We start from the raw sequence: 18849 nt of genomic DNA on the forward strand, positions 1-18849 counted from the left end.
TCAACCTTGCGCTTTCTGGAGTCGGGCCCGGAGGGAGGCGATCGGGGTGACGACGAGCGTCACGAGCACGAGGAAAACGAGGGTCTGGGCAGCGCCGAGACCGAGGTCGAACTTCTGCAGCACTGTCCGGTAGATGTCGAAGCTCGAGACGGTAGTGTCGAAGCCCGGCCCTCCCCCGGTCATGATGAACACGAGGTCGAACACCTTGAATGAAACGATGAGCTTGAGCAGCAGCACGGTGACGAGGCTCGGCGCGATCAGGGGCAATGTCACCGAGCGGAACGTGCGCCAGATTCCCGCGCCGTCGACTTGCGCGGCCTCGTAGACCTCGTGCGGTAGGGTCTGCAGCGCGGCGAAGATGAGCAGCACGCAGAACGGCGTCCACTGCCAGACATCGACGACGATGAGAGCGATGAGCGCCGAAGGCGACGAGCCTAGGAACACGATCGGCGGCCCGCTGATGATGTTGTTGAACAGTCCGCCCGTGGGGGCGTACATGAGCTTCCAGATCACGCCGGCCATCACCGGCGGGGTCATGAGCGGCAGGAGGAGGAGGACCCGGATAAGCTTGCCGCCGCGCACCGCGGCATCCAGCGACAGGGCGATCACGAAGCCGAGGAGCAGCGCCAGCACCGCCGAGGGGACCGCAAAGAGCAGCGATCTCCCCAGCGGTGCGAGCGCGCCGTCACCGAACAGCGCGGTGGCGAAGTTGTCGACGCCGACGAAGTCCTGGAACGGCCGTCCAAGACTGGACTCCGTGAACGCCGCGACGAGCGTGTACACGAGCGGGTAGATGGCGATCAACGCGACCGTGATGAGCACGGGCAGGATCAACAGCCACCCGACGCGGGCGCGTCGTGCGTTCGGCGAGGTCCGGTGTCCTAGAACAGCCATGGCCATGGGTTCGTCTCCTTCGACGGTCGTGGTGAATGAGGTGGGGCGCGCTACTTCAGCGCGTTCCACGCCTCGGTCGTCTTGGCGAGCGCGTCCTCGGGGGTGAGGTTTCCCTGGAGCATCAGCGCTAGGTTGTCGCTGAGCGCCGCGATCATCTCGGGCGCTTTCGGGCCCGTGGGCCACGGCTCCGCCTGCGGGAGCACCTGGGCCGCGACCTTGGAGACCTCGGGAGCGAACGCCTGGTACTTCGCGCTCTCGAGCGTGGACGTGCGGGTCGGGTCAACCCCGCTGCCACTCGTGGTAACAAGGAGCTCGTTGGTCGCTGCCGAGGTAGCGAACTTCACGAACTGCTCAGCCAACGCCTTGTCTGCAGCATGCGGGCTGATCCCGATGGCCCAGCCTGCGTCGAGCGCACCGGAGACCTGCCCCTTAGGCCCGACCGGCAGCGGAGCGACGCCCCATTTGTCGACGATCTTGGACTGGGTGGGATCCTGGGCGAAGACGCCGAGGTCGGTCCAGAATTCCATCATGCCGACGTTGCCCGCGAGGAACTGCGGAAGGGCCTGCTCGAAGCCGATCTCGAGCGGGGTGGGCAGGGCGGCGGGAGCAGCGTCGAGCATCGACTGCGCGGCGGCGAGCGCCTCGGGCGTAGACAGGTCGGGGAACTGCGAGTCGATCGGAGTCGAGGAGAACGTGGCGAGACGGTTGAAGAACGTCGAGCCGATGTTGAACGCCGACTTTGCGCCGAGCTCCGCGGAGCCATACACGCCGTTGGCGCCCTCGTTGGCCGTGATCGTGGCGGCTGCCGTCTGGTACTCGTCCCAGGTAGTGGGAACCTCGACGCCGTTCCTGGCGAGGATGTCCTTGTTGTAGAACAGGACGTGGGTGTCACCGTCGAGCGGCAGTCCGTAGCGCTTGCCGTCGTACAGCGTATAGGGGTCGTAGATGCTCTTGATGAAGTCATCGGCGTCGATGTCCGAGTTGATCCAGTCGGTGATGTCGGCAAGCGCCCCGGCATCGGCGAGTGCGCCAACTCCGGTGTACCAGTAGACGACCGCGTCGTACTGGTTGGCGCCCGACTGCACATCGAGCACAGCCTTGGTCTGGATCTGGTCGTACGGCACCACGGTCAGGTCGACAGTCTTGCCTGTCTCCTTCTCGAATTCCGACTTGAGGATGTCCGCCGCGCCAGCCTGGGGCTGGGCGATGAGCAGGCGGATGGTGTCGGCGTCGCCGCCACCTCCCGCGCTGGTCGAGCATCCGGCCAGACCTGCGATGAGAGTGAGGGCACTCGCCGCGGCGAGGATGCTCACTCGGGAGCGTCGGGTTGTCATGCGTCCTTGCAGTGACATTCATTTTCCTTTCAGAAGTCGCGTGGGCGACAAGGTGGGTCGCAGTGTGGCGCTGCGGGTTATGCCTCAGGCGTCCAGGGAGCGTCGACCTTGTCGGCCGACACCCCGGGTGCCTTGACGAAGAATGCGGTAAAAGTCGACACGTCGACGTTGCGGAGGTAGTGCTCGACCCCGGGCCTGCACTGCACGAAGTCCCCAGGGACCAGCACTAGACGGGTCGTACGGTCGAGCCAGAGCTCGGCGGTACCGTCCACGACGAAGAATGACTCGGTGTGGTGCTCGTGGAAGTGGTTGGCGAACTCGTCGCCCGGTCGGAGGCGCACAACGCCGAACGCGGCGTCGTCTCCCTGCACGAGGTAACCGGGACCCCATCCGCCGAAGCGGAGTTCGGCATCCGCGATGTTCATCACCGTGTTGGTCGCAGTCATGAGGCGACCTTTTCGGTGGAGAGCTGGCGGTAGAGGTCGTAGGCGGTCTCGGGGTCGGCGTCGTCGTGCACGACGGCCCGCACGGCCTGGATCATGGCCACCGGCGACTTGCTCTGGAAGATGTTGCGTCCCATGTCGACACCGGCGGCACCGGCGCGCACGGCGTTCGATGCCATCTGCAGGGCCTCGAGTTCGGGCAGCTTCTTGCCGCCCGCCATGATGACCGGCACAGGGCATCCGGCGACGACCTCGTCGAAGCCCTCGTCGCAGTAGTAGGTCTTGACGAGCTGCGCGCCCAGCTCGGCGATGATGCGGGTCGCGAGCCCCAGGTAGCGGGAGTCGCGCGTGAGCTCCTTGCCGACGGCGGTGACGCCGAGCACCGGGATGCCCGCTTCATAGCCCGCGTCGATGAGGGTGGTGAGGTTCTGGACGCTCCGGGTCTCGTGCTCGCCGCCGACAAATACCTGCACGGCGACAGCCGAGGCGTTGATGCGGACGGCGTCGGCCATCGCCATCGCCGTGTGCTCGTCAGACAGCTCCTTGAGGATCGAGGGTCCGCCGGACGCGCGCAGTACGAGGCCTGCACCGGTCGCGGGCGGCATAGAGGTGCGCAGTGCGCCGCGCGTGCCCATCAGGGCGTCGGCGTACGGGCTGAGGGTGGCGATGCCGAGATCGAGTCGCTCGAGACCGGAGGTCGGTCCCTGGAAGTATCCGTGGTCGAACGCGAGCATCACAGTGCGGCCCGTCTCTCCGTCGAGGATGCGCGACAGACGGTTCTGCATTCCCCAGTCGAGGTTCGATGCACCCTTGATCGAGTGAGTGAAGACGCGTGCCGGAGTGCCGGTCGCGAAGTCCTTGGCGTTGCGGTTGCCGTCGAGGTCAGCCATGGTGGTTCTCCTGTTTCATTCGTTTCGGTGTTGGGGAGCTGAAGGGCCGATGGGCGAGCCCGCCCGGCGGGGTGAAGAGAGGGTTCATGCCGCTCTGCGCGGTGGCCTCGGTCTGGGCCGCGTAGACGCGCTGCCAGCGCGCGTACGCCACGTCGTACTCCGCGATCGCGCCCGCCTCGGGAACTACCGACCGCTCGACGGCGGACGCCGGGGCGATCTGCTCTCCGACGGCGGAGGCGGCGAGTCTGGCCGCGCCGAACGAGGTAGCTTCCGGCACGACGGAGGAGTCGGTGGTGAGTCCGGTGACCTCGGCGATGACCTGGGGCCACAATCGTCCGTTGCTCGAGCCTCCGGTGAAGTCAACGTGGCCGCCACGCGTTGTCGCGCTGTCAGTGAGATCGTCGAGGATCTCGAGGTGCGCGCGGGCGACGTACGCGGCGGCCTCCTCAATCGAGCGGGCGAACGCGCCGCGCCCGAAGGCCGTCGGGTCATTGATATCGATCCCCACGAAGGCCGGTGCCGCGTGATGCCAGGCATCCGCACGCATGGCGTTGGCCATCACCGCGACGAGGCCGTTCGAGCCACGCGGCACGTCCAGTGCCCAGCCTTCGATCACGTCGAACGGGCTCGTGCCGAGCTGGGCCGCCGCAGAGATGGATTCTGGCGCGAGAGCATCCCGGAACCAGCGCATGACGAGGCCGGAGAGGAACCCGATGCCCTCGACCATCCAACTGTTAGTGCCGACGTGGCACAGGGTGCGTAGCCGTCGCTGCGGGTCGATAATCGGCGAGTCAACGACGGCGGTGGTCTGCCAGAACGTGCCGGCGACGATCGTCGGGCGGTCGGAGGTGGCTCCGATGCCGTGCAGTGCGAGCTGGGTGTCGGCGCCACCGACGGTGACCGGCAGGCCGACGGGCAGCCCCGTCGCGGCGGCCGCTTCGATGCTTACCGTGCCGACGACCTCGCCGCACTCGACGACCGGCGGCAGGAGCGAGCGATCGATGCCCACGAGGCCGGCAAGCTCGTCCGACCAGTCGCGACGCGTGAGGTCGAACAGCGCTGAGCTCGATCCGCACGTCGGGTCGGTACTGAAGGCTCCGGTGAGCCGGTAGGTCACCCAGTCGCTCAGCATGCCAAGGTGGCGGGCGCGCGCCATGACGTCCGGCCGCTCCTGCAGCAACCACACCAATCGGGACGGCGCGGTGATCGACACCCAGTCGCCGCCGAGTTCGTAGATCCGGTCTGCGACCCCGCGCGTGACGAGCTCGTCGGCCTGGCTGCGCGCGCGGCCATCTGTGTTGGGGCACGCGAAGATCTCGACGCCGTGCGCGTCGTAGAGCACGAAGCCCTCACGCATGCTCGAGGCTCCGAGCGCCAGGATCTCGCGACCATCCAGCTTGCCGACGACCTCCCGCAGCGCGGAGGAGATCAGCGACCATCCGCCGGCGGTGTCGAAGTCGGCGCCGCCCGGGAACCCGGAAACTGCCGCGTGTGTCCACTCGCGCTGCGCACGAGCAACAAGGGTGCCCTCGAGGTTGAAGGCGAGGGCGCGCGCCGAACCAGTGCCAGCATCGACAGCGATCACCACGGGCGACGTCATGCGGGCCACCGGAGCTCAGCGCCCGTGAGGTGTGCGGTGATCTCGCCGACGAGCATGTCCGCTCCACGACGCAATGTCTCGTGCGTGGCACCCGCGATGTGCGGCGTCAACAGCACCTGCGGCAGTGCGACCAAGTCGCGCCACGGTCCGTCGGGCTCGAAGACATCGAGGGCCGCACCGGTTAGGTGTCCGGTACGCAGCGCGTTCAGCAGAGCATGCTCGTCTGTGAGGGATTCGCGCGCTGTGTTCACGAAGAACGCGCCGGCGGGCATCCGCGCAAAGGTCTCGGCGTTCATCATGTGACGGTTGTCAGGTGTTGAGCGGGCGTGAAGGCTGATGACGTCGTTGCCCGCGAGCAGTTCGTCGAGGTCGGCGACGATACGGATGCCCGCGGGCACTGTCGTGGCGTCAACGAATGGGTCGAACGCCCTGACCGCCATCCCTAGTGCCTGGGCGCGGGCCGCGACAAGACGCGCGACGTGCCCGAAACCGACCAGCCCGAGGCGCCGGCCGCCCATCTCGTACCCGAACCAGCGGGCACCCTCGAAGGTTGACTCGGCGACGCCGCGGCCCTCGGCGAGCGCGGCATCAACGTCGCGCACCGACGGGAGCACGTTGCGCAGCAGGGCGATGACGAATCCGATGGTGAGGTCGGCGACAGCCGGCGCGTTCTTGCCCGGGGTCGTTGTGACGGCAACGCCGAGCTCTTTGGCCGCGGTGAGATCGACGTTGACGGGGCCGCCACGGGCCACAGCGATCATCCTGATGGACGGGTTGCGCTCGAGCACTTCGCGGGTGACCGGGGCGGCGTGCAGTGCGAGCACCTCGTGGCCGTCGATGAGCGCGTCGACCTCCGCCGGATCGCCCTCGAACTCGCGCAGTCCGTCGGTCGACCATGTTGGGGTGTCCACGATCGTGATCGTCGACACGTCGGCGTCATTGGAGAGCGCGCCGTCGTCGAGTGCCCGTTCGAAGACTGACGAGCTCATGTAGCTGTCGCCGATGACGAGGATGCGGTTGGTCATGCGTGGGTCTCCGAATCAAAGTGGGGAAATGTGTGCGCTCCGCCGTCGTGCCCGGGATAGAGGCCCGAGGCTGGGAGCCCCGAGTCGGACCCGGAGTCGACGGTGACTCGCAGTCGGTCGGTGCGCACGGCGGCGCGGGAGAAGTCGACGGGCTGCCCGTCCTGGTCGTAGGCGACGGCCTCGACGACGACGACCGGATAGCCCTCCTCCAGCTCGAGGAGTTGGGCGAGACGCCGGTCGGCGCTGACCGCCTCGATCGTGCGGTGCATTCGGGAAATGCGCACGCGCGCCACCTTCTCGAGTTCGGCGTACAGGCTGGCGCGCGGGTCGCGCAGGCTAGCGACTATGCCCGAGAGGCGCTTGGGGAGGTAGTTCACCACGTGCACCGCGGTGAGCTTGCCGACCGACCGCACCCGTTCGATGACGGTGCCCAGGCCGTGGTCCTGCTCGGCGAACCCGGCGGCGGCCCACGGCGGAAGCTGCTCCACACCGGCGCGCAGCACCTGGGACGTGAGGGCGCTGCGGTCGCCGTCTCGGTACTGGCCAAGGAGGCTCACGGTGCTCGGAAGGGTCCACGACCACGGGCCGTCATTCGTCGCGACGAAGGCGCCGGCGCCCTGGCGGCGGGTGATGATCCCCGACTGCTCGAGACGCGAGAGCGCCTCGCGAACACTCGTGCGCGACACCGAGAACCGGGCGCGGAGCTCGTTCTCGCTGGGCAGTCGATCGCCTGCGCTCCACACGCCGGCGGAGATCTCAGTCTCCAGCGTGCGCATGAGCTGGAACCAGATCGGGTTACCAGAGGTGCGGTCCAGACCGAGGTCGGTGGGGGGAGTTTCAGTGGCCATCTACTTCTCTTCGTCGAGTGCGGTAGATCAACCCTAGATTTCCGGCTTGTATCTAAACCAGATACAAGTTGAAGAAAGTTGCGCCCAAGGAGAGTTCAACCGAAAAAGGCCGTTGAACAGCCCTTTACACGGATGATGCTCCAGTTGACGGTGGCTTGGGAGACCGTCGTTGGCCAACTCATAGTGACAAGTGAACACCGGTGCAGCCCGGTAAGAGGGGTCTTACTCCCCCGCATCTAGATTCGTAGCCGCATGTTCGCAGTCCATGACTGGGCAGAATCGCCCGGATATCCTCGGATTCGGGGGGGGGGGACACCGATGAAGCGAACGATGTGGATGCAGTGGCAGTGTCGTCGTCGATGGAGTGCGACGAGTCGCAAATCGCTCAGAGAGCCGGCAAGCCAGAGACGTGATCCCGCAGGAGTCTCAGCGCAGAGATCGCGCGATTGTGGGGACGGCATCGCGTGCGCGTGTACCTTCGTCGCTTTCGCTCGGCGCGTACCTGCGAGCTGAAAAGGTTGAGCATAGATGGGTGTCAGTGCGTAGTTCTCAAGCAAGACCGTCGAAGCCCGCCCCGAGATGCCCGTTTCCAGATCGCTGATCGCGGATACTCCGCGTCGCCTCATCAACAAACAGACCCACTCACACTAGAAGCCTTCGACGCCCCCCACGTGTACTCGGCCATCACGTTGGTTGCAGTCGGCTGATCGGCGGCCCATCTCAGAGGGCTGAGTGGCGTCGTTCATTGCAACTCGAATGTGAAGTGGCGTGGTCGATCGCTCGGAGCCAGAGCCCACTGAGGGACCGGCTTGCCGCCTTCAGCCGTGTTGATCACGATGCTGAGGCCGATCTGGCCCACGCGGGCCATCCTTCGGGGGCCTTCTGGAGGATCGACTCAGCGGCGTTGAGAAGCTCAAGCGAGATGCCTTGCTCGCGGGATCCACCTGACCTCGCGCCGTCGGTAAAAGTGAACGAGTATCCCACCCACGGATCGAGTTCTCGCCGCTCGATAGTCTCGCGATAGTGCCCAGCGGCGATCGCGAGCACCTGCCGCTCGAGGCGGTCCGCTTCGCCCTGCCAGTTCGAGTCGCAAGCGTCGCAACCACAGACCGGGTAATGGAAGTCGTTGAGAAGTCCCGCATGCATATAGACCCCCGGGTAGGCAGTAAAGACCAGCGTTAGGGACGCGCACGCCGGATCATCCGGTCGTATCCGTACGGCGCGCACCACGTCGTGAAAGGCCGGGTGAAGCAGATCCGCGGCCATCTCCTCGCCTTCCTCGACGGCAACGTCGTAGGTGTCACGGAGATGGACGATGAGGGCCTCGGCGACGGCGTGCACCGGTGCGAAGCGCTCCGGGTGGGTCTCTACGGAGTAGGCGTCCTCCGGCGGCGATCCGCCCCAGCGGTTGCCGTACTCGATGACCTGACCGTCGGCGGCGCGAAACACCGGCGTATCGATCGAAGGACGCGCGTAGGAACTCATCTCGCTACCATACGCGGTCCCACGATGCGCCCTACTCGGCTGCCGAACAGGTGCATCGCCTCGTCTACCCGGGCGTGATCCACGGGGCGACAGTTACCGCCGAGAAATTCCGGCCACTATTCCATACCAGCCACACGCCCTAGGTTTACTGCCCAGAGGCGTGTCGCTAGAGGAAGGTCAGCCGATGATGGTGGGACAATGACCCTATGCCAACCGTTGTTCAACTGATTCGCTCTTCTTCGCTCAGTGACATCGCCCAGTATGCGTATGCGGCAACTGCCCCCACTGATTCCCGGCTCATCTTTCTAGCTGGCGCTTGCCCGCTAGAGGATGACGGTGCCACGGCTGCAATTGGCGACTATGTGGGACAAGCTCAGCAGTGTGTGAAGACGATGACACAGGCTCTGGATGCCGCGGGCGCAACGATCGGCGATGTTATCAGCACTCGTGTTCTCGTAGCTTCGTCCCGGCGTGAGGATCTTCGGGCGGTGTGGGAAGTCGTGAGAGATGCCTTTGCAGAGCACGACGTGCCGAGCACCTTGCTAGGCGTGACAGTTCTCGGTTATGCCGACCAACTCGTTGAGATTGAGGCGATTGCGGCGGTTGTCGATTAGAAAAAGGCAGCGGCAGAGCTGTTCATTCTGTCGAACCACTAGCAGATCGCGGAGGCGCAGCGCGGAGCGGTAGCTGCGGTGGTGATGGTGGAGCGGATCGCGTTGCCGCTCCGCTATTGATTTTTCCCAGAGCAGCACTCGGCGAGGTTCCGGCCGCCGCAACGGGCCTTTGTTCATCGCCGAATACGATTTGACGTGCCCAATTCCTCCTTCGGTCGGCGAGCTGGTCATCGCATTCCGGAATTGTAGATGTGATTTTGTGATCGCGCAGCCAAGCTCGGTTCGATTTGGCGGAGTTGCCCCCTGGCAACCATGACCCGGTCCGGACGAGTGCGAGGCCGGCCAATACACCAGCCTTGAACTGGAACGCCAACGAACGTACCTTGCCGTCACAGACCAGTTGATTCTTCACAGTCAGGCCGCCCTTGAGCGGCCGATAGCACGATCAAGAGACTCAAACCCGACCTTCTTACAGGTCTGCACCTCCCCCGCGACTCGGGGAAGGGTCGCGCCATGCTGGTGGACTCGGACGACTGTCGAGTCGGTCGATGTCACCCAGTCGAGGTCGCCGGGTTGGTGCGCGAGAGAACGGACAGTGTCGAGGAGACGGCGCAGAGGCCGACTTTGGACCACGGGTCGAAGTATTTGAAGCTCGTGTTCTAGTTCCTGAACCGCTCCGGCATGTCCCGCCAGGGTGCGTCCTTGCAGAATCGCAATGTGGTCGCCTCGTAAACGTCAGGTCGACGTCGCGAAGGAATCCGCGCAGTGGATCAACATCATTCAAGGAGGCGGGTGTGGAACTCACCGCTCAATTGACCGTGACGTCCGCGACGACTGGGGGCGTCAGTAAGCGTACTCAGCGGACAGAGTCGATTTCTGGCTTTTGCCAGGTCACCGCGTAGCGCCACATGCTGAACTGCTTCCACGTCGAGCCAGGAAGGATGGCGGCTGCGCAATCGCGAACCTCCTTGTATGTGTGAGGCGGTGGCCAGACGGTGGGCGCCGAATGCGTCCACACATTCCTTGTTCGGGTATACCACTGATGTTGGACTGCCCCAACAATTCCCATCGCGTGGTCACGAAGCGAGGCGGGTCTGGCTAGTCCGATGACGACGACCGCTCCTCCGGGCGACGTGAGATCGGCGAGACGCCCGAAGGCGTCAGCCAAATTTGGGAGGTGGTGAACGGTCGCTACGGACGCGACCATGTCAAACGTTCGGCCAAAGTCGAATGTCATTGCGTCGCCGTGTATCCAGTTGATGTCGCGGTGCTCCGCAGCCGCCCGATGTAGAACATCCGGGTCAAGGTCGAGGCCAGTTACGTCAGGAAGAACAGCACGAAGCTCTGCGGCGAGAAGCCCGTCGCCGGCACCCACGTCGAGCGCAGAAACAGCGCCGTTGGGGATGGCTTCCAACACCACGTGGTGGAAGTGGATGTTGTGGTTCCACGGTGGTCCGCCATGAGCTCGCATCTAATCATCCTGCCTTATTGTTAGGGCTTGCGCCGGTTCGTCCGCGGGCTTTACTGCGAAGACCGACACTGCGGTGACGCGTACAGATGTCCCGTCTCCCCATGCGACAAAACCGATCGCCGATACCGCGGCATCGGGCGCGGGCGCGTCGTCGCACGCCGCTCCCGGCTCGAGAGGCACCCAGCGCTCGTGATGCGGCACCACAATCGACGACGCTCGAGCCTCGGGAAGATTGCGCTCTGTGGTGAACCATCGCCCATCGAGGCGCACGGCGGCCCGACACCGCTCGACTGCCTCCCCAACGCGGTCGTCGCGGTCGAACCGCACCCGGGCCAGCTCGTTCCAGAACAGTCCGGCGAGGTTCTCGACGAGAACCAGGGTTGGCGGATGCGGAGGCTGGCCCGCGCGCACGAGGCGCGGTGGTTCTGGCCGGGACTCCACCGTGAAGGGCGTCACCCTCTCGTGCGCGTCGCGGGCGCGTCCAAGAACATCCGACCTGCGGTCGATTTCGTCGGGTCGCTTCGCAGCAGCTCGGGCCGCTCCGGCGTCGCCGCGCAGCGCCTCGACGCCGCGAGCAGCACACTGGTGGCGCAGAAGGCTTGGTTCCTCTTCGACGACGAAGTGGTCGCCGTCGGCGCCGGAGTCACAGCGACAGGACAGACCGGCACCGGATGGGACGGGAAAACGCGGCACGTCGAGACGGTGATCGACCAGCGAACAGTGTCGCTGGCCAATCAGACTGTCGTCGTCGACGGTGCCGCCGCCGCGACCACAGTCGGCACACCGCAGAACTTCACCGACCCCGCCTGGGCACATATTTCGGGGCCCACCGGATCCGTCGGCTACACGATGCCGCGGGCCGCGCCGCTCACGGTACTGCGGGAGCACCGCACTGGACCTGGAACGCCATAAACGTCAACGGGGCCACGGATCATCGATCGGCGGACTTCATCTCACTCGTCGTCGACCACGGAACCAAACCATCCGTGGCGCGGTACTCCTACGTCGTGCTCCCTGGGGCTACGGCTGCTCAGACACAGAATTGTGCAGCCTCGCCGGAAGCAGTAGTACCACTCAATACAGCGCAGGTCTTCGCTGCCCGCGACAGCACGATCGGAACACGCAGCATCTTCTGGACTACAGCGGGCGGCTCCGTGCCGGTCGATAAGACCTTCCTAGTTTCGGACGCTGCGGGCGAAGTGATCACGGAGACCGCAATGGGAACACTCGGGGTGTCATACACCGATCCAACGCAGGCGAGCACCACACCTGTTCACCTCGAGATCAAGCGCTCAGCCATCGCATCCTCTGCCGTGTCACCCGGCGTGACGATCACGCAACTCTCTCCCACGATCAAGCTCACCACCGATCCCACCGCGGTAGCCGGCAGACCCTTCAATGTCACATTCAGCACGCTATGACCATCCGGAGGTGCGGCATCGCCGCTGGGTGGCGCAGCCACTCCCTTTACCCCCGAATCGTTGTCTCGGCTCTAGGCATCGGTAAGCTGGAGTCTCGAAATCTGAACGAATCCAGTTCCCGCCAAGACGCCCTGACCACCACCTGCGCTCTCGAAGCGCTCTTCCAAAACATGGAACGTAATGACCGACGTCGACCTCACCCCACCAGCACCTCTTGACACCGTGAACTGGCCGCTGTCGACAGAGCGCCTTACGCTACGCCGGGTGAGCATGGCGGACGAGAGCTCTATGTGGACGTATCGGGGCCTCGAAGAAGTCAGCAGATGGGGTTTGTGGCACGCAGCTGATCAAGCCGATTGGCGTTCGCTCCTAAAAGAGCGACTCCGCGATGCTCTGGTCATCGAATTGAACGGACATGTCATCGGGGACCTCATGGTCCAAGTGAGCGACGCGTGGGGGCAGCGCGAGGTGGCCGCCGCCGCCAGAAATATGCAGGCAGAGCTTGGATGGAGTCTGAATCCGGAATACGGCGGACAGGGGTTCGCAACAGAAGCCGTCCGGGAAGCACTGCGGATCTGTTTCGAGGACCTGAACCTTCATCGAGTTGTTGCGGAGGCGTTCGCGGCGAATGAGTCTTCTTGTCGGCTGGCTGAGCGCGTCGGGATGCGCCGCGAACTCTACGGCGTGCGCGATTCCCTTCACCGTGACCTCGGCTGGATAGACGGGGTCGGGTATGCACTTCTGGCCGATGAGTGGAAGGCCGGACGGTAGACCGCAAATCAGCAACTGCCATCCGAAGTCGGACGGTAACCCAGCAAGGCATTCAAGACCGGCCCTGGGTGAGGCCGCTGTCGACGCGCAGCCGCTGCAGAGGCTGCCCGAGATCGGAAACGCCCGTTGCGCGACGAGCCCCGGACCTCGCGCTCGAGGACGCCACCATTCAACGGTCGCCCTCGCGGCCCTACGAGCCGCCGTGGCCCGATGCACGGGCCGAGGAGTTCTCCGCTCGGCGGCTCCGTCGCAAGGCTTCGCCACGCGATTTGATACAGTCGTCGTCACCTACCGTGTCGGCGCCATCCTGAACGCCCTCATCACATCAACCGCATATTTGGGAGACGCGCCCTCGCGCAGCCGTGAGCACTGGAAGGCGGGATGCCCTCTGCGGAGATACCAGGGAGCACCACTCTGCCTAGAAACGTGTACGGAGGTGCCGATCGATCGAATGTTCGGAACAGATCGACTCGACAAAGCTCTCATGAACCTGGTTGAGCCACTCAGGATCTCCGCCTGAGACAAGATCAAGCTGAAGACCACGCCAGACGGCCACGATGCGACGCGCGACGAGGCGAGCCTCGTCCTTGGCGAGTTGCTCTGCAAGGGCCGCCGCAACCGTCTCAGCCCAGTCTTCGTTGAAATGCCGTAGCAGCTCCGAATTGCTGTGCGGCTTGCGGCTCGTCTGTATGACCGATTCGATGAGCAATCGGATGAAGGGAAGATTCTCCGGCTGGGACAGTTCTCTCCACGTGCCCAAGAGCCGTTCCTCGATCGGAAGGCCAGTCTCTGCCATTCGCTCGTCTAGGTTCTTGATCAGCGGGTAGCGCAGGAGCGCGGCGTCAAGCGCTTCCCCTACTAGTTGATCTTTGCTTTCGAAGTAGTACAGCAACATGCGATTGTTGGAGCCCGCGGCCGCCGCCAGATCGCGAAGCGTTGGAGAGGTGCTTCCTTCAGCCAGAATGTGATTCACCACGGCTTCGAGTAGCACCGATCTCGGACTGTCGTGGCTCACTGCTCCATCCTCTCGCCTTCCAGCACCAGCTCTCCATCGAACACGCGGATACGACCGTCGGCAATGACGTGACGCACGTCGGAGGGGCGTCCCGCGTAGACCAGGCTCGCCAGGAGATTACGCGAACTCTCGAGATGCGGGCCGGTGATCCTCACCGCTTGGAGGTGAGCTGGCGCGCCAACGGCGAGTGTGCCGGCGTCTGGTCGCCCGATGGCTCGCTGTCCGCCTACAGTAGCCATCCTGAGAGCTTCACGTGCCGATACGGCCTGGGGGTCGTGACTCCAGCCCTTGTGTACATTCGCAACGAGCCTCACCGCAGACCAGACGTCCAGGGCAGGGCTGCTGACCGTGCCGTCTGTTCCAATAGCGACGTTTACGCCCGCAGCGAGCATGGCTGGTACGGGAGCCACTCCGCAGCCGAGCTTCAGGTTCGACCATGGGCAGTGCGCGACCGAGGTTCCAGTGTCGGCAAGTCGCTGAATCTCCGCCGCGTTTACGGAGACGGCATGGGCGACAACGGTGCGAGGACCGAGCAAGCCTGCCCGCTCGAGAACCTCGATCGGGCGGGCCCCGTGAAGCTGCGTCACCTGTGCGACTTCCTCGTCACTCTCACTCGCGTGTACATGAATTCTAGCCTGGAGCTCCGCAGCGAGTTCGCCTATCAGGCACATCTCTTCGAAAGAGAGGCCGTACGCGGAGTGCGGCGCCAGGAGCCTCCGTTCTAGAGGCAGACTCTCCAGTTGTCGCCGCGATTCAATCAGCCACTGATCGAAATCTCGAGCGTCGGGGGATGCAAATCGCGAGTATGTCGGCCCGGTTAGCGCCGCGAGCCCCACGCTGGAAGCGCCAAGAGCCACCTCTTGGTCGAAGGGATACATGTCGAGGGCAGCCGTCGTTCCACCGAGAATGCTCTCGATCGCGGCCGAGCGTGCCGCACCTTCTACCCGAGCCCTCGTCAGCTCTTCCTGCTCCGCCCCTGTTGTTCGAGAGATGAACTCATCGAGTGTTACGTCGTCGGCCAGTCCACGGAATCGGGACATCGGAAGGTGAGTGTGTGCATTGACGAACGAGGGGAGCACCGCGGTGTGGGCGGCATCGATCGTCTGCCGGGGGTCATGCTCACCAAGCTCGGACGAGCGACCGAGCCACGCGATACGTCCGTCGCGGATGCCGACAGCACCATCGACGATTACGTCAAAATCCGCGCCGACAAGCAGGCTAGCGCCAGTGATGGCTAGGTCAAACTCCATGTGATTTCTCCTCGATCTTGCGTGAACCTTCATTGAACCATATGATTCATTCCTTAGATGAACCATCTGGTTCATCTCGCCAGCGGAGTCCACTCCGAGAGAGAGAAGGTTCGTAATGAAGCGTCCCAAGTACGCCGTCTTGGCGGCGATGGTCGTCGGGTCTGTGGTTGCGTTGACAGCCTGTTCAGGTGGGCCCGCAGCGGATGCCGGAAAGGGTCCCGTTGTGGGCCTCGCCTACGACATCGGAGGTCGGGGGGATCAGTCGTTCAACGATGCTGCGGCGCGAGGCCTCGACGAGATCGTGGCCTCGATCCCCGGCGCCAAGGCGCAGGAGCTCGAAGCCTCGTCAGGAGAGTCGGATCAGGCCAAAGAGCAGCGGCTGCGTTTGCTTGCGCAATCCGGCGCCGATCCAGTCATTGCGGTCGGTTTCGCCTACGCGACTCCGCTGACGACAGTGGCCGCAGAGTTTCCCGACACGCACTTCGCGATTGTTGATTCGACCGATGCGAAGGGCGACAACGTGGCCAATCTGGTCTTCGCCGAGGAGCAGGGTTCTTACCTGGTCGGAGTTGCAGCTGCCCTGAAATCAACAACGCAGACCGTGGGCTTCATCGGTGGCGCTGACACGCCACTGATCAAGAAGTTCCTCGCTGGTTACCAGGCCGGGGTCGAATCGATCGACCCTGGCACAGATGTGCTCGTTCAGTATCTGAGCCAGGCGCCGGACTTCTCGGGCTTCTCGTCACCAGATAAGGCGGTTGTTGCTACGGCAGGAATGGCCGACCGGGGTGCTGACATCATCTACGCCGCAGCGGGCGGGTCAGGGACCGGTGTTTTCAACGCCGCGGCTGAACAAGGCATCCTGGCGATCGGCGTGGATTCGGACCAGTACCAGCAGACGGCTCTGGCCGGCGTAAAGGACGTAATCCTCACGTCCATGGTTAAGCATGTTGACACGGCAATCGTCGACTTCGTCACTTCAGTCCGCGACGGATCTTTCCAGTCCGGACCGCAGGTCTACGACCTTGCCCGAGGCGGCGTCGACTACGCAACGAGCGGCGGCAGGCTCGATGACATCCGCGAACAGCTCGAAACCGCGAAGCAGGCCATCATCTCAGGGCAGATCGTGGTGCCGACCGACCCGACGGCGACAGCACAGTGATCACCGTCGACAAAGAACCCTATGCCCTCGAGGCTGTGGACCTAAGAAAGTCCTTCACCGGAGTTGTGGCGAACGAACGCGTCAGCCTTCGACTCCGACCAGGGAGCATTCACGCCGTGATGGGTGAAAACGGTGCAGGAAAATCCACGCTGATGAACCTGCTGTATGGAGCGCTCTCTCCAGACGCCGGACGACTTCTCGTGCAGGGGACCGAAGTTACGTTCCACTCGCCTCGGGATGCGATCTCGGCAGGCATCGGCATGGTTCACCAGCACTTCGCCCTGGCCGACAATCTGACGGTTCTCGAGAACCTAATTCTTGGCGATGAACCACGCAGGCTTGGCGCTATCCAGCTTGACGTCGCGCGTGCCCGTGCGGAAGCCACCTGTGACGAGGTGGGGATCAGTTTGGATCTCGACGCGAGAGTTGGAGACCTGAACGTCGCCGACCGACAAAGAGTTGAGATTGTAAAAGCGCTCGGGCGGGGCGCACGGATTCTGATCCTCGACGAACCAACCGCCGTGCTCGTGCCGTCCGAGGTCGATCGGCTCTTCTCCAGCCTCCGAAAACTCGTCAAGGCCGGACTGGCAATCCTCTTCATCTCGCACAAGCTCGATGAGGTGCTAGGAGTCGCGGATGAGATCACAGTCATCCGACGGGGCGTGAGCGTGGCCGAGTCGATACCTCGCGAGAAGGCAGATCGGTCTTCTCTGGCGACGCTCATGGTCGGGCAATCAATCGGTGAAATCGGTATTCGTCGGCGCGGCAGGACCATGTCGGAGGTGCCCCACGCTCTCGAGGTGTGCTCCGTCAGTCTTCCCGCTTCCGCCACCGCCTCCTCGCTCAGCGGTATCGAGATTCGGGTCGCCGCAGGAGAAATTGTCGGCGTTGCCGGAATCGAAGGCAATGGGCAGACCGAACTCATCGACGTGATCTGTGGTCTGCGGCGAGACGGCACCGGAAGAGTCCGTGTCGATGGTGTCACCGTAAACCGACTAGGCCCGACCGCCCGACGTCGCTCTGGCCTCGCCATCATTCCAGAGGACCGGCATCGGCAAGGACTGCTCCTTGGAGCTCCGCTCTGGGAGAACCGCATTCTGGGTTGGCAGTCGTTCGCCCCGAACAGTCGCCACGGATTTATTGACCGTTCAGCGGCGAAAGCGGACACGCGTCGGCTGCTGGCAAAACACGACGTGCGCGCGGGCGATGTTGACGTTCGTGCCGCCGCTCTTTCCGGAGGTAATCAACAGAAGCTCATCGTCGGGCGCGAACTGGCCTCGGAGCCACGCGCCCTCGTGGCAGCACATCCGACTCGTGGAGTCGATATTGCCGCTCAGCATGCCATCTGGAGCGAACTCATCGCACACACCGAACGCGGAATGGGCACGCTTCTGATCTCCGCTGATCTAGACGAACTCCTCTACCTCTCCGACCGAATAATCGTCCTCTTCGAAGGACGCATCGTCGCCGAGATGGAGCCGAGTTCGGCTGATGCTGTGTCCCTTGGTCTCGCAATGACAGGAGCCGCAGCGTGAGCGTCACCTTCTCGGCCCGTCTTCTCATGCTACTCGCCCCCGTTATCGCTGTCGCGTTCGCCGCTTGCTGTGCGGCCGGGATCCTCCTATTAATCGGCGCGTCGCCGATCGACGCGCTGCAGGCCATGTTGACGAATGCCCTGAGTCCCACGAGCAGCGGAATCATCGTCAACGCGACCGCTACCTACTATCTAGCAGCCGTAGCCGCAGCTGTCGCTTTCCGGATCGGACTTTTCAATATCGGCACGGAAGGCCAGTACAAAATCGCGGCCTTTATTGCCGGCGCCGTCGGCGGATTGGGAATCTTGCCCGGCATTGCGAACGACGTGCTAATCATCGCCGTCGCCATCCTCGTAGGGGCCGCTTGGGCCGGAATCGCCGCGGTTCTGAGAGTGTGGCGTGGTGTCAGCGAGGTGATCTCGACAATCGCGCTTAACTTTGTAGCCCTGGGACTGATCTCCTATTTGCTCTTGCCCACAGTGCTCGGCACTGAGTCGAATGGCAGCATTGGGACCAAACCAATTGCGCCAGAGTCTTTGCTACCAGGGTGGACGCTGGCAGCCCAGGGAGCAAGCGTCTGGGGACTGGTTCCACTGGCTGTGGTGATCGGCATTGCCTTCGCGATTCTGATGGAGCGAAGTGTGCTCGGCTTCGAATTCCGGGCCACCGGGATGTCTGCGACCGCTGCTACCTTCGCAGGGGCCTCCAGTAAACGGATGATCATAACGTCGATGCTCATTTCCGGCGGCGTAGCGGGTCTCATCGGCATCCCGACGCTGCTCGGCACCACGGGCAGCTATACCTTGAGTTTCCCCACCGGACTGGGATTCATCGGCGTCGCTGTCGCTCTTCTGGGGCGAAACCGCGCCGGAGGCATGGTAGTGGCGGCCCTTCTCTTCGCGTTCCTTGACAACTCTTCAAACGTTCTCCAGCTCCAAGGGGTCAACGCAGAGATCGTCAGGATCATGGAGGGCATCATCGTGCTCGCAGTTCTTGTTGCCACCCGCATTGCTCGCCGGCTAGCTCTTGCCGCTCAAACACGCGCCGTTCGGGCCGCCTCCGGCCCCCTGGAGGTAGTCAAATGATGAGAA

16 protein-coding genes and 1 pseudogene are annotated in these 18849 nt (G+C 63.8%); 6 read left to right on the forward strand and 11 right to left on the reverse strand.

What is annotated here, in order from left to right; all coding sequences use genetic code 11:
* From ITJ43_RS03590 to ITJ43_RS03625, 8 genes are all read right to left on the reverse strand, one after another.
* Nucleotides 1–900, reverse strand: a complete 900-nt coding sequence (locus tag ITJ43_RS03590) for a carbohydrate ABC transporter permease (protein ID WP_228495296.1) — start codon at nt 898–900, stop codon at nt 1–3.
* 44 nt (nt 901–944) lie between these two features.
* Complete coding sequence (locus ITJ43_RS03595) at nt 945–2207, reverse strand: ABC transporter substrate-binding protein (RefSeq protein ID WP_194582225.1); 1263 nt, start codon at nt 2205–2207, stop codon at nt 945–947.
* Between the two features lie 98 nt (nt 2208–2305).
* Nucleotides 2306–2674 (reverse strand): cupin domain-containing protein, encoded by a 369-nt coding sequence (locus tag ITJ43_RS03600; RefSeq protein ID WP_194582227.1) that lies wholly within the window; start codon nt 2672–2674, stop codon nt 2306–2308.
* Nucleotides 2671–3561, reverse strand: coding sequence for a 3-hydroxy-5-phosphonooxypentane-2,4-dione thiolase (lsrF, locus tag ITJ43_RS03605; RefSeq protein WP_194582229.1), 891 nt, complete (start codon nt 3559–3561; stop codon nt 2671–2673). Before lsrF ends, ITJ43_RS03600 begins: the two co-directional genes overlap by 4 nt.
* Nucleotides 3554–5161: an FGGY family carbohydrate kinase gene (locus tag ITJ43_RS03610; protein ID WP_194582232.1), complete on the reverse strand. Its 1608-nt coding sequence runs from the start codon at nt 5159–5161 to the stop codon at nt 3554–3556. The genes lsrF and ITJ43_RS03610 overlap by 8 nt, the downstream gene beginning before the upstream one ends.
* Nucleotides 5158–6186, reverse strand: coding sequence for an NAD(P)-dependent oxidoreductase (locus ITJ43_RS03615; RefSeq protein WP_194582234.1), 1029 nt, complete (start codon nt 6184–6186; stop codon nt 5158–5160). The genes ITJ43_RS03610 and ITJ43_RS03615 overlap by 4 nt, the downstream gene beginning before the upstream one ends.
* The gene (locus ITJ43_RS03620; RefSeq protein WP_194582236.1) at nt 6183–7034 is read right to left on the reverse strand and encodes a GntR family transcriptional regulator; all 852 of its coding nucleotides are present in this window, start codon (nt 7032–7034) and stop codon (nt 6183–6185) included. The genes ITJ43_RS03615 and ITJ43_RS03620 overlap by 4 nt, the downstream gene beginning before the upstream one ends.
* Before the next feature lie 831 nt (nt 7035–7865).
* On the reverse strand, nt 7866–8519 hold the full coding sequence (locus ITJ43_RS03625) for a DUF6226 family protein (protein WP_194582238.1): 654 nt from the start codon (nt 8517–8519) through the stop codon (nt 7866–7868).
* Nucleotides 8520–8725: 206 nt separating this feature from the next.
* Between ITJ43_RS03625 and ITJ43_RS03630 the strand changes: the two genes are divergently transcribed.
* Complete coding sequence (locus ITJ43_RS03630; RefSeq protein ID WP_194582239.1) at nt 8726–9133, forward strand: RidA family protein; 408 nt, start codon at nt 8726–8728, stop codon at nt 9131–9133.
* 856 nt (nt 9134–9989) lie between these two features.
* Here ITJ43_RS03630 and ITJ43_RS03635 read toward each other — a convergent pair.
* On the reverse strand, nt 9990–10553 hold the full coding sequence (locus ITJ43_RS03635; RefSeq protein ID WP_323741108.1) for a class I SAM-dependent methyltransferase: 564 nt from the start codon (nt 10551–10553) through the stop codon (nt 9990–9992).
* A gap of 438 nt (nt 10554–10991) precedes the next feature.
* Here ITJ43_RS03635 and ITJ43_RS15395 point away from each other — a divergent pair.
* Together ITJ43_RS15395 and ITJ43_RS03645 are read left to right on the forward strand one after the other, a co-directional pair.
* Nucleotides 10992–12025, forward strand: a pseudogene (locus ITJ43_RS15395) (polysaccharide lyase family 8 super-sandwich domain-containing protein).
* Nucleotides 12026–12205: 180 nt separating this feature from the next.
* Nucleotides 12206–12796 (forward strand): GNAT family N-acetyltransferase, encoded by a 591-nt coding sequence (locus ITJ43_RS03645; RefSeq protein ID WP_194582245.1) that lies wholly within the window; start codon nt 12206–12208, stop codon nt 12794–12796.
* A gap of 418 nt (nt 12797–13214) precedes the next feature.
* Here ITJ43_RS03645 and ITJ43_RS03650 read toward each other — a convergent pair whose 3' ends face one another.
* Nucleotides 13215–13811 (reverse strand): TetR/AcrR family transcriptional regulator, encoded by a 597-nt coding sequence (locus ITJ43_RS03650; RefSeq protein ID WP_194582247.1) that lies wholly within the window; start codon nt 13809–13811, stop codon nt 13215–13217.
* Complete coding sequence (locus tag ITJ43_RS03655) at nt 13808–15136, reverse strand: amidohydrolase family protein (protein ID WP_194582249.1); 1329 nt, start codon at nt 15134–15136, stop codon at nt 13808–13810. Before ITJ43_RS03655 ends, ITJ43_RS03650 begins: the two co-directional genes overlap by 4 nt.
* 40 nt (nt 15137–15176) lie before the next feature.
* On the opposite strand from ITJ43_RS03655, the gene ITJ43_RS03660 reads away from it, so the two are divergent.
* From ITJ43_RS03660 to ITJ43_RS03670, 3 genes are read left to right on the forward strand one after another with little or no spacing between them, the layout of a single operon-like run.
* Entirely contained in the window at nt 15177–16223 is a 1047-nt protein-coding gene (locus ITJ43_RS03660) for a BMP family lipoprotein (protein WP_194582251.1), read from the forward strand.
* Complete coding sequence (locus tag ITJ43_RS15280) at nt 16220–17758, forward strand: ABC transporter ATP-binding protein (RefSeq protein ID WP_323741109.1); 1539 nt, start codon at nt 16220–16222, stop codon at nt 17756–17758. Before ITJ43_RS03660 ends, ITJ43_RS15280 begins: the two co-directional genes overlap by 4 nt.
* Nucleotides 17755–18843: an ABC transporter permease gene (locus ITJ43_RS03670; RefSeq protein WP_323741110.1), complete on the forward strand. Its 1089-nt coding sequence runs from the start codon at nt 17755–17757 to the stop codon at nt 18841–18843. The genes ITJ43_RS15280 and ITJ43_RS03670 overlap by 4 nt, the downstream gene beginning before the upstream one ends.
* Nucleotides 18844–18849: the final 6 nt, after the last annotated feature.

The organism is Microbacterium sp. VKM Ac-2870, from assembly GCF_015350795.1.
Taxonomy (GTDB): domain Bacteria; phylum Actinomycetota; class Actinomycetes; order Actinomycetales; family Microbacteriaceae; genus Microbacterium.

What these genes read in the sequence shown, in the direction of transcription:
- ITJ43_RS03590 (WP_228495296.1), bottom strand. Translation starts at nt 900, where the DNA reads ATGGCCATGGCTGTTCTAGGACACCGGACCTCGCCGAACGCACGACGC.
- ITJ43_RS03600 (WP_194582227.1), bottom strand. Translation starts at nt 2,674, where the DNA reads ATGACTGCGACCAACACGGTGATGAACATCGCGGATGCCGAACTCCGC.
- lsrF (WP_194582229.1), bottom strand. Translation starts at nt 3,561, where the DNA reads ATGGCTGACCTCGACGGCAACCGCAACGCCAAGGACTTCGCGACCGGC.
- ITJ43_RS03610 (WP_194582232.1), bottom strand. Translation starts at nt 5,161, where the DNA reads ATGACGTCGCCCGTGGTGATCGCTGTCGATGCTGGCACTGGTTCGGCG.
- ITJ43_RS03615 (WP_194582234.1), bottom strand. Translation starts at nt 6,186, where the DNA reads ATGACCAACCGCATCCTCGTCATCGGCGACAGCTACATGAGCTCGTCA.
- ITJ43_RS03620 (WP_194582236.1), bottom strand. Translation starts at nt 7,034, where the DNA reads ATGGCCACTGAAACTCCCCCCACCGACCTCGGTCTGGACCGCACCTCT.
- ITJ43_RS03625 (WP_194582238.1), bottom strand. Translation starts at nt 8,519, where the DNA reads ATGAGTTCCTACGCGCGTCCTTCGATCGATACGCCGGTGTTTCGCGCC.
- ITJ43_RS03630 (WP_194582239.1), top strand. Translation starts at nt 8,726, where the DNA reads ATGCCAACCGTTGTTCAACTGATTCGCTCTTCTTCGCTCAGTGACATC.
- ITJ43_RS03645 (WP_194582245.1), top strand. Translation starts at nt 12,206, where the DNA reads ATGACCGACGTCGACCTCACCCCACCAGCACCTCTTGACACCGTGAAC.
- ITJ43_RS03655 (WP_194582249.1), bottom strand. Translation starts at nt 15,136, where the DNA reads ATGAACCAGATGGTTCATCTAAGGAATGAATCATATGGTTCAATGAAG.
- ITJ43_RS03660 (WP_194582251.1), top strand. Translation starts at nt 15,177, where the DNA reads ATGAAGCGTCCCAAGTACGCCGTCTTGGCGGCGATGGTCGTCGGGTCT.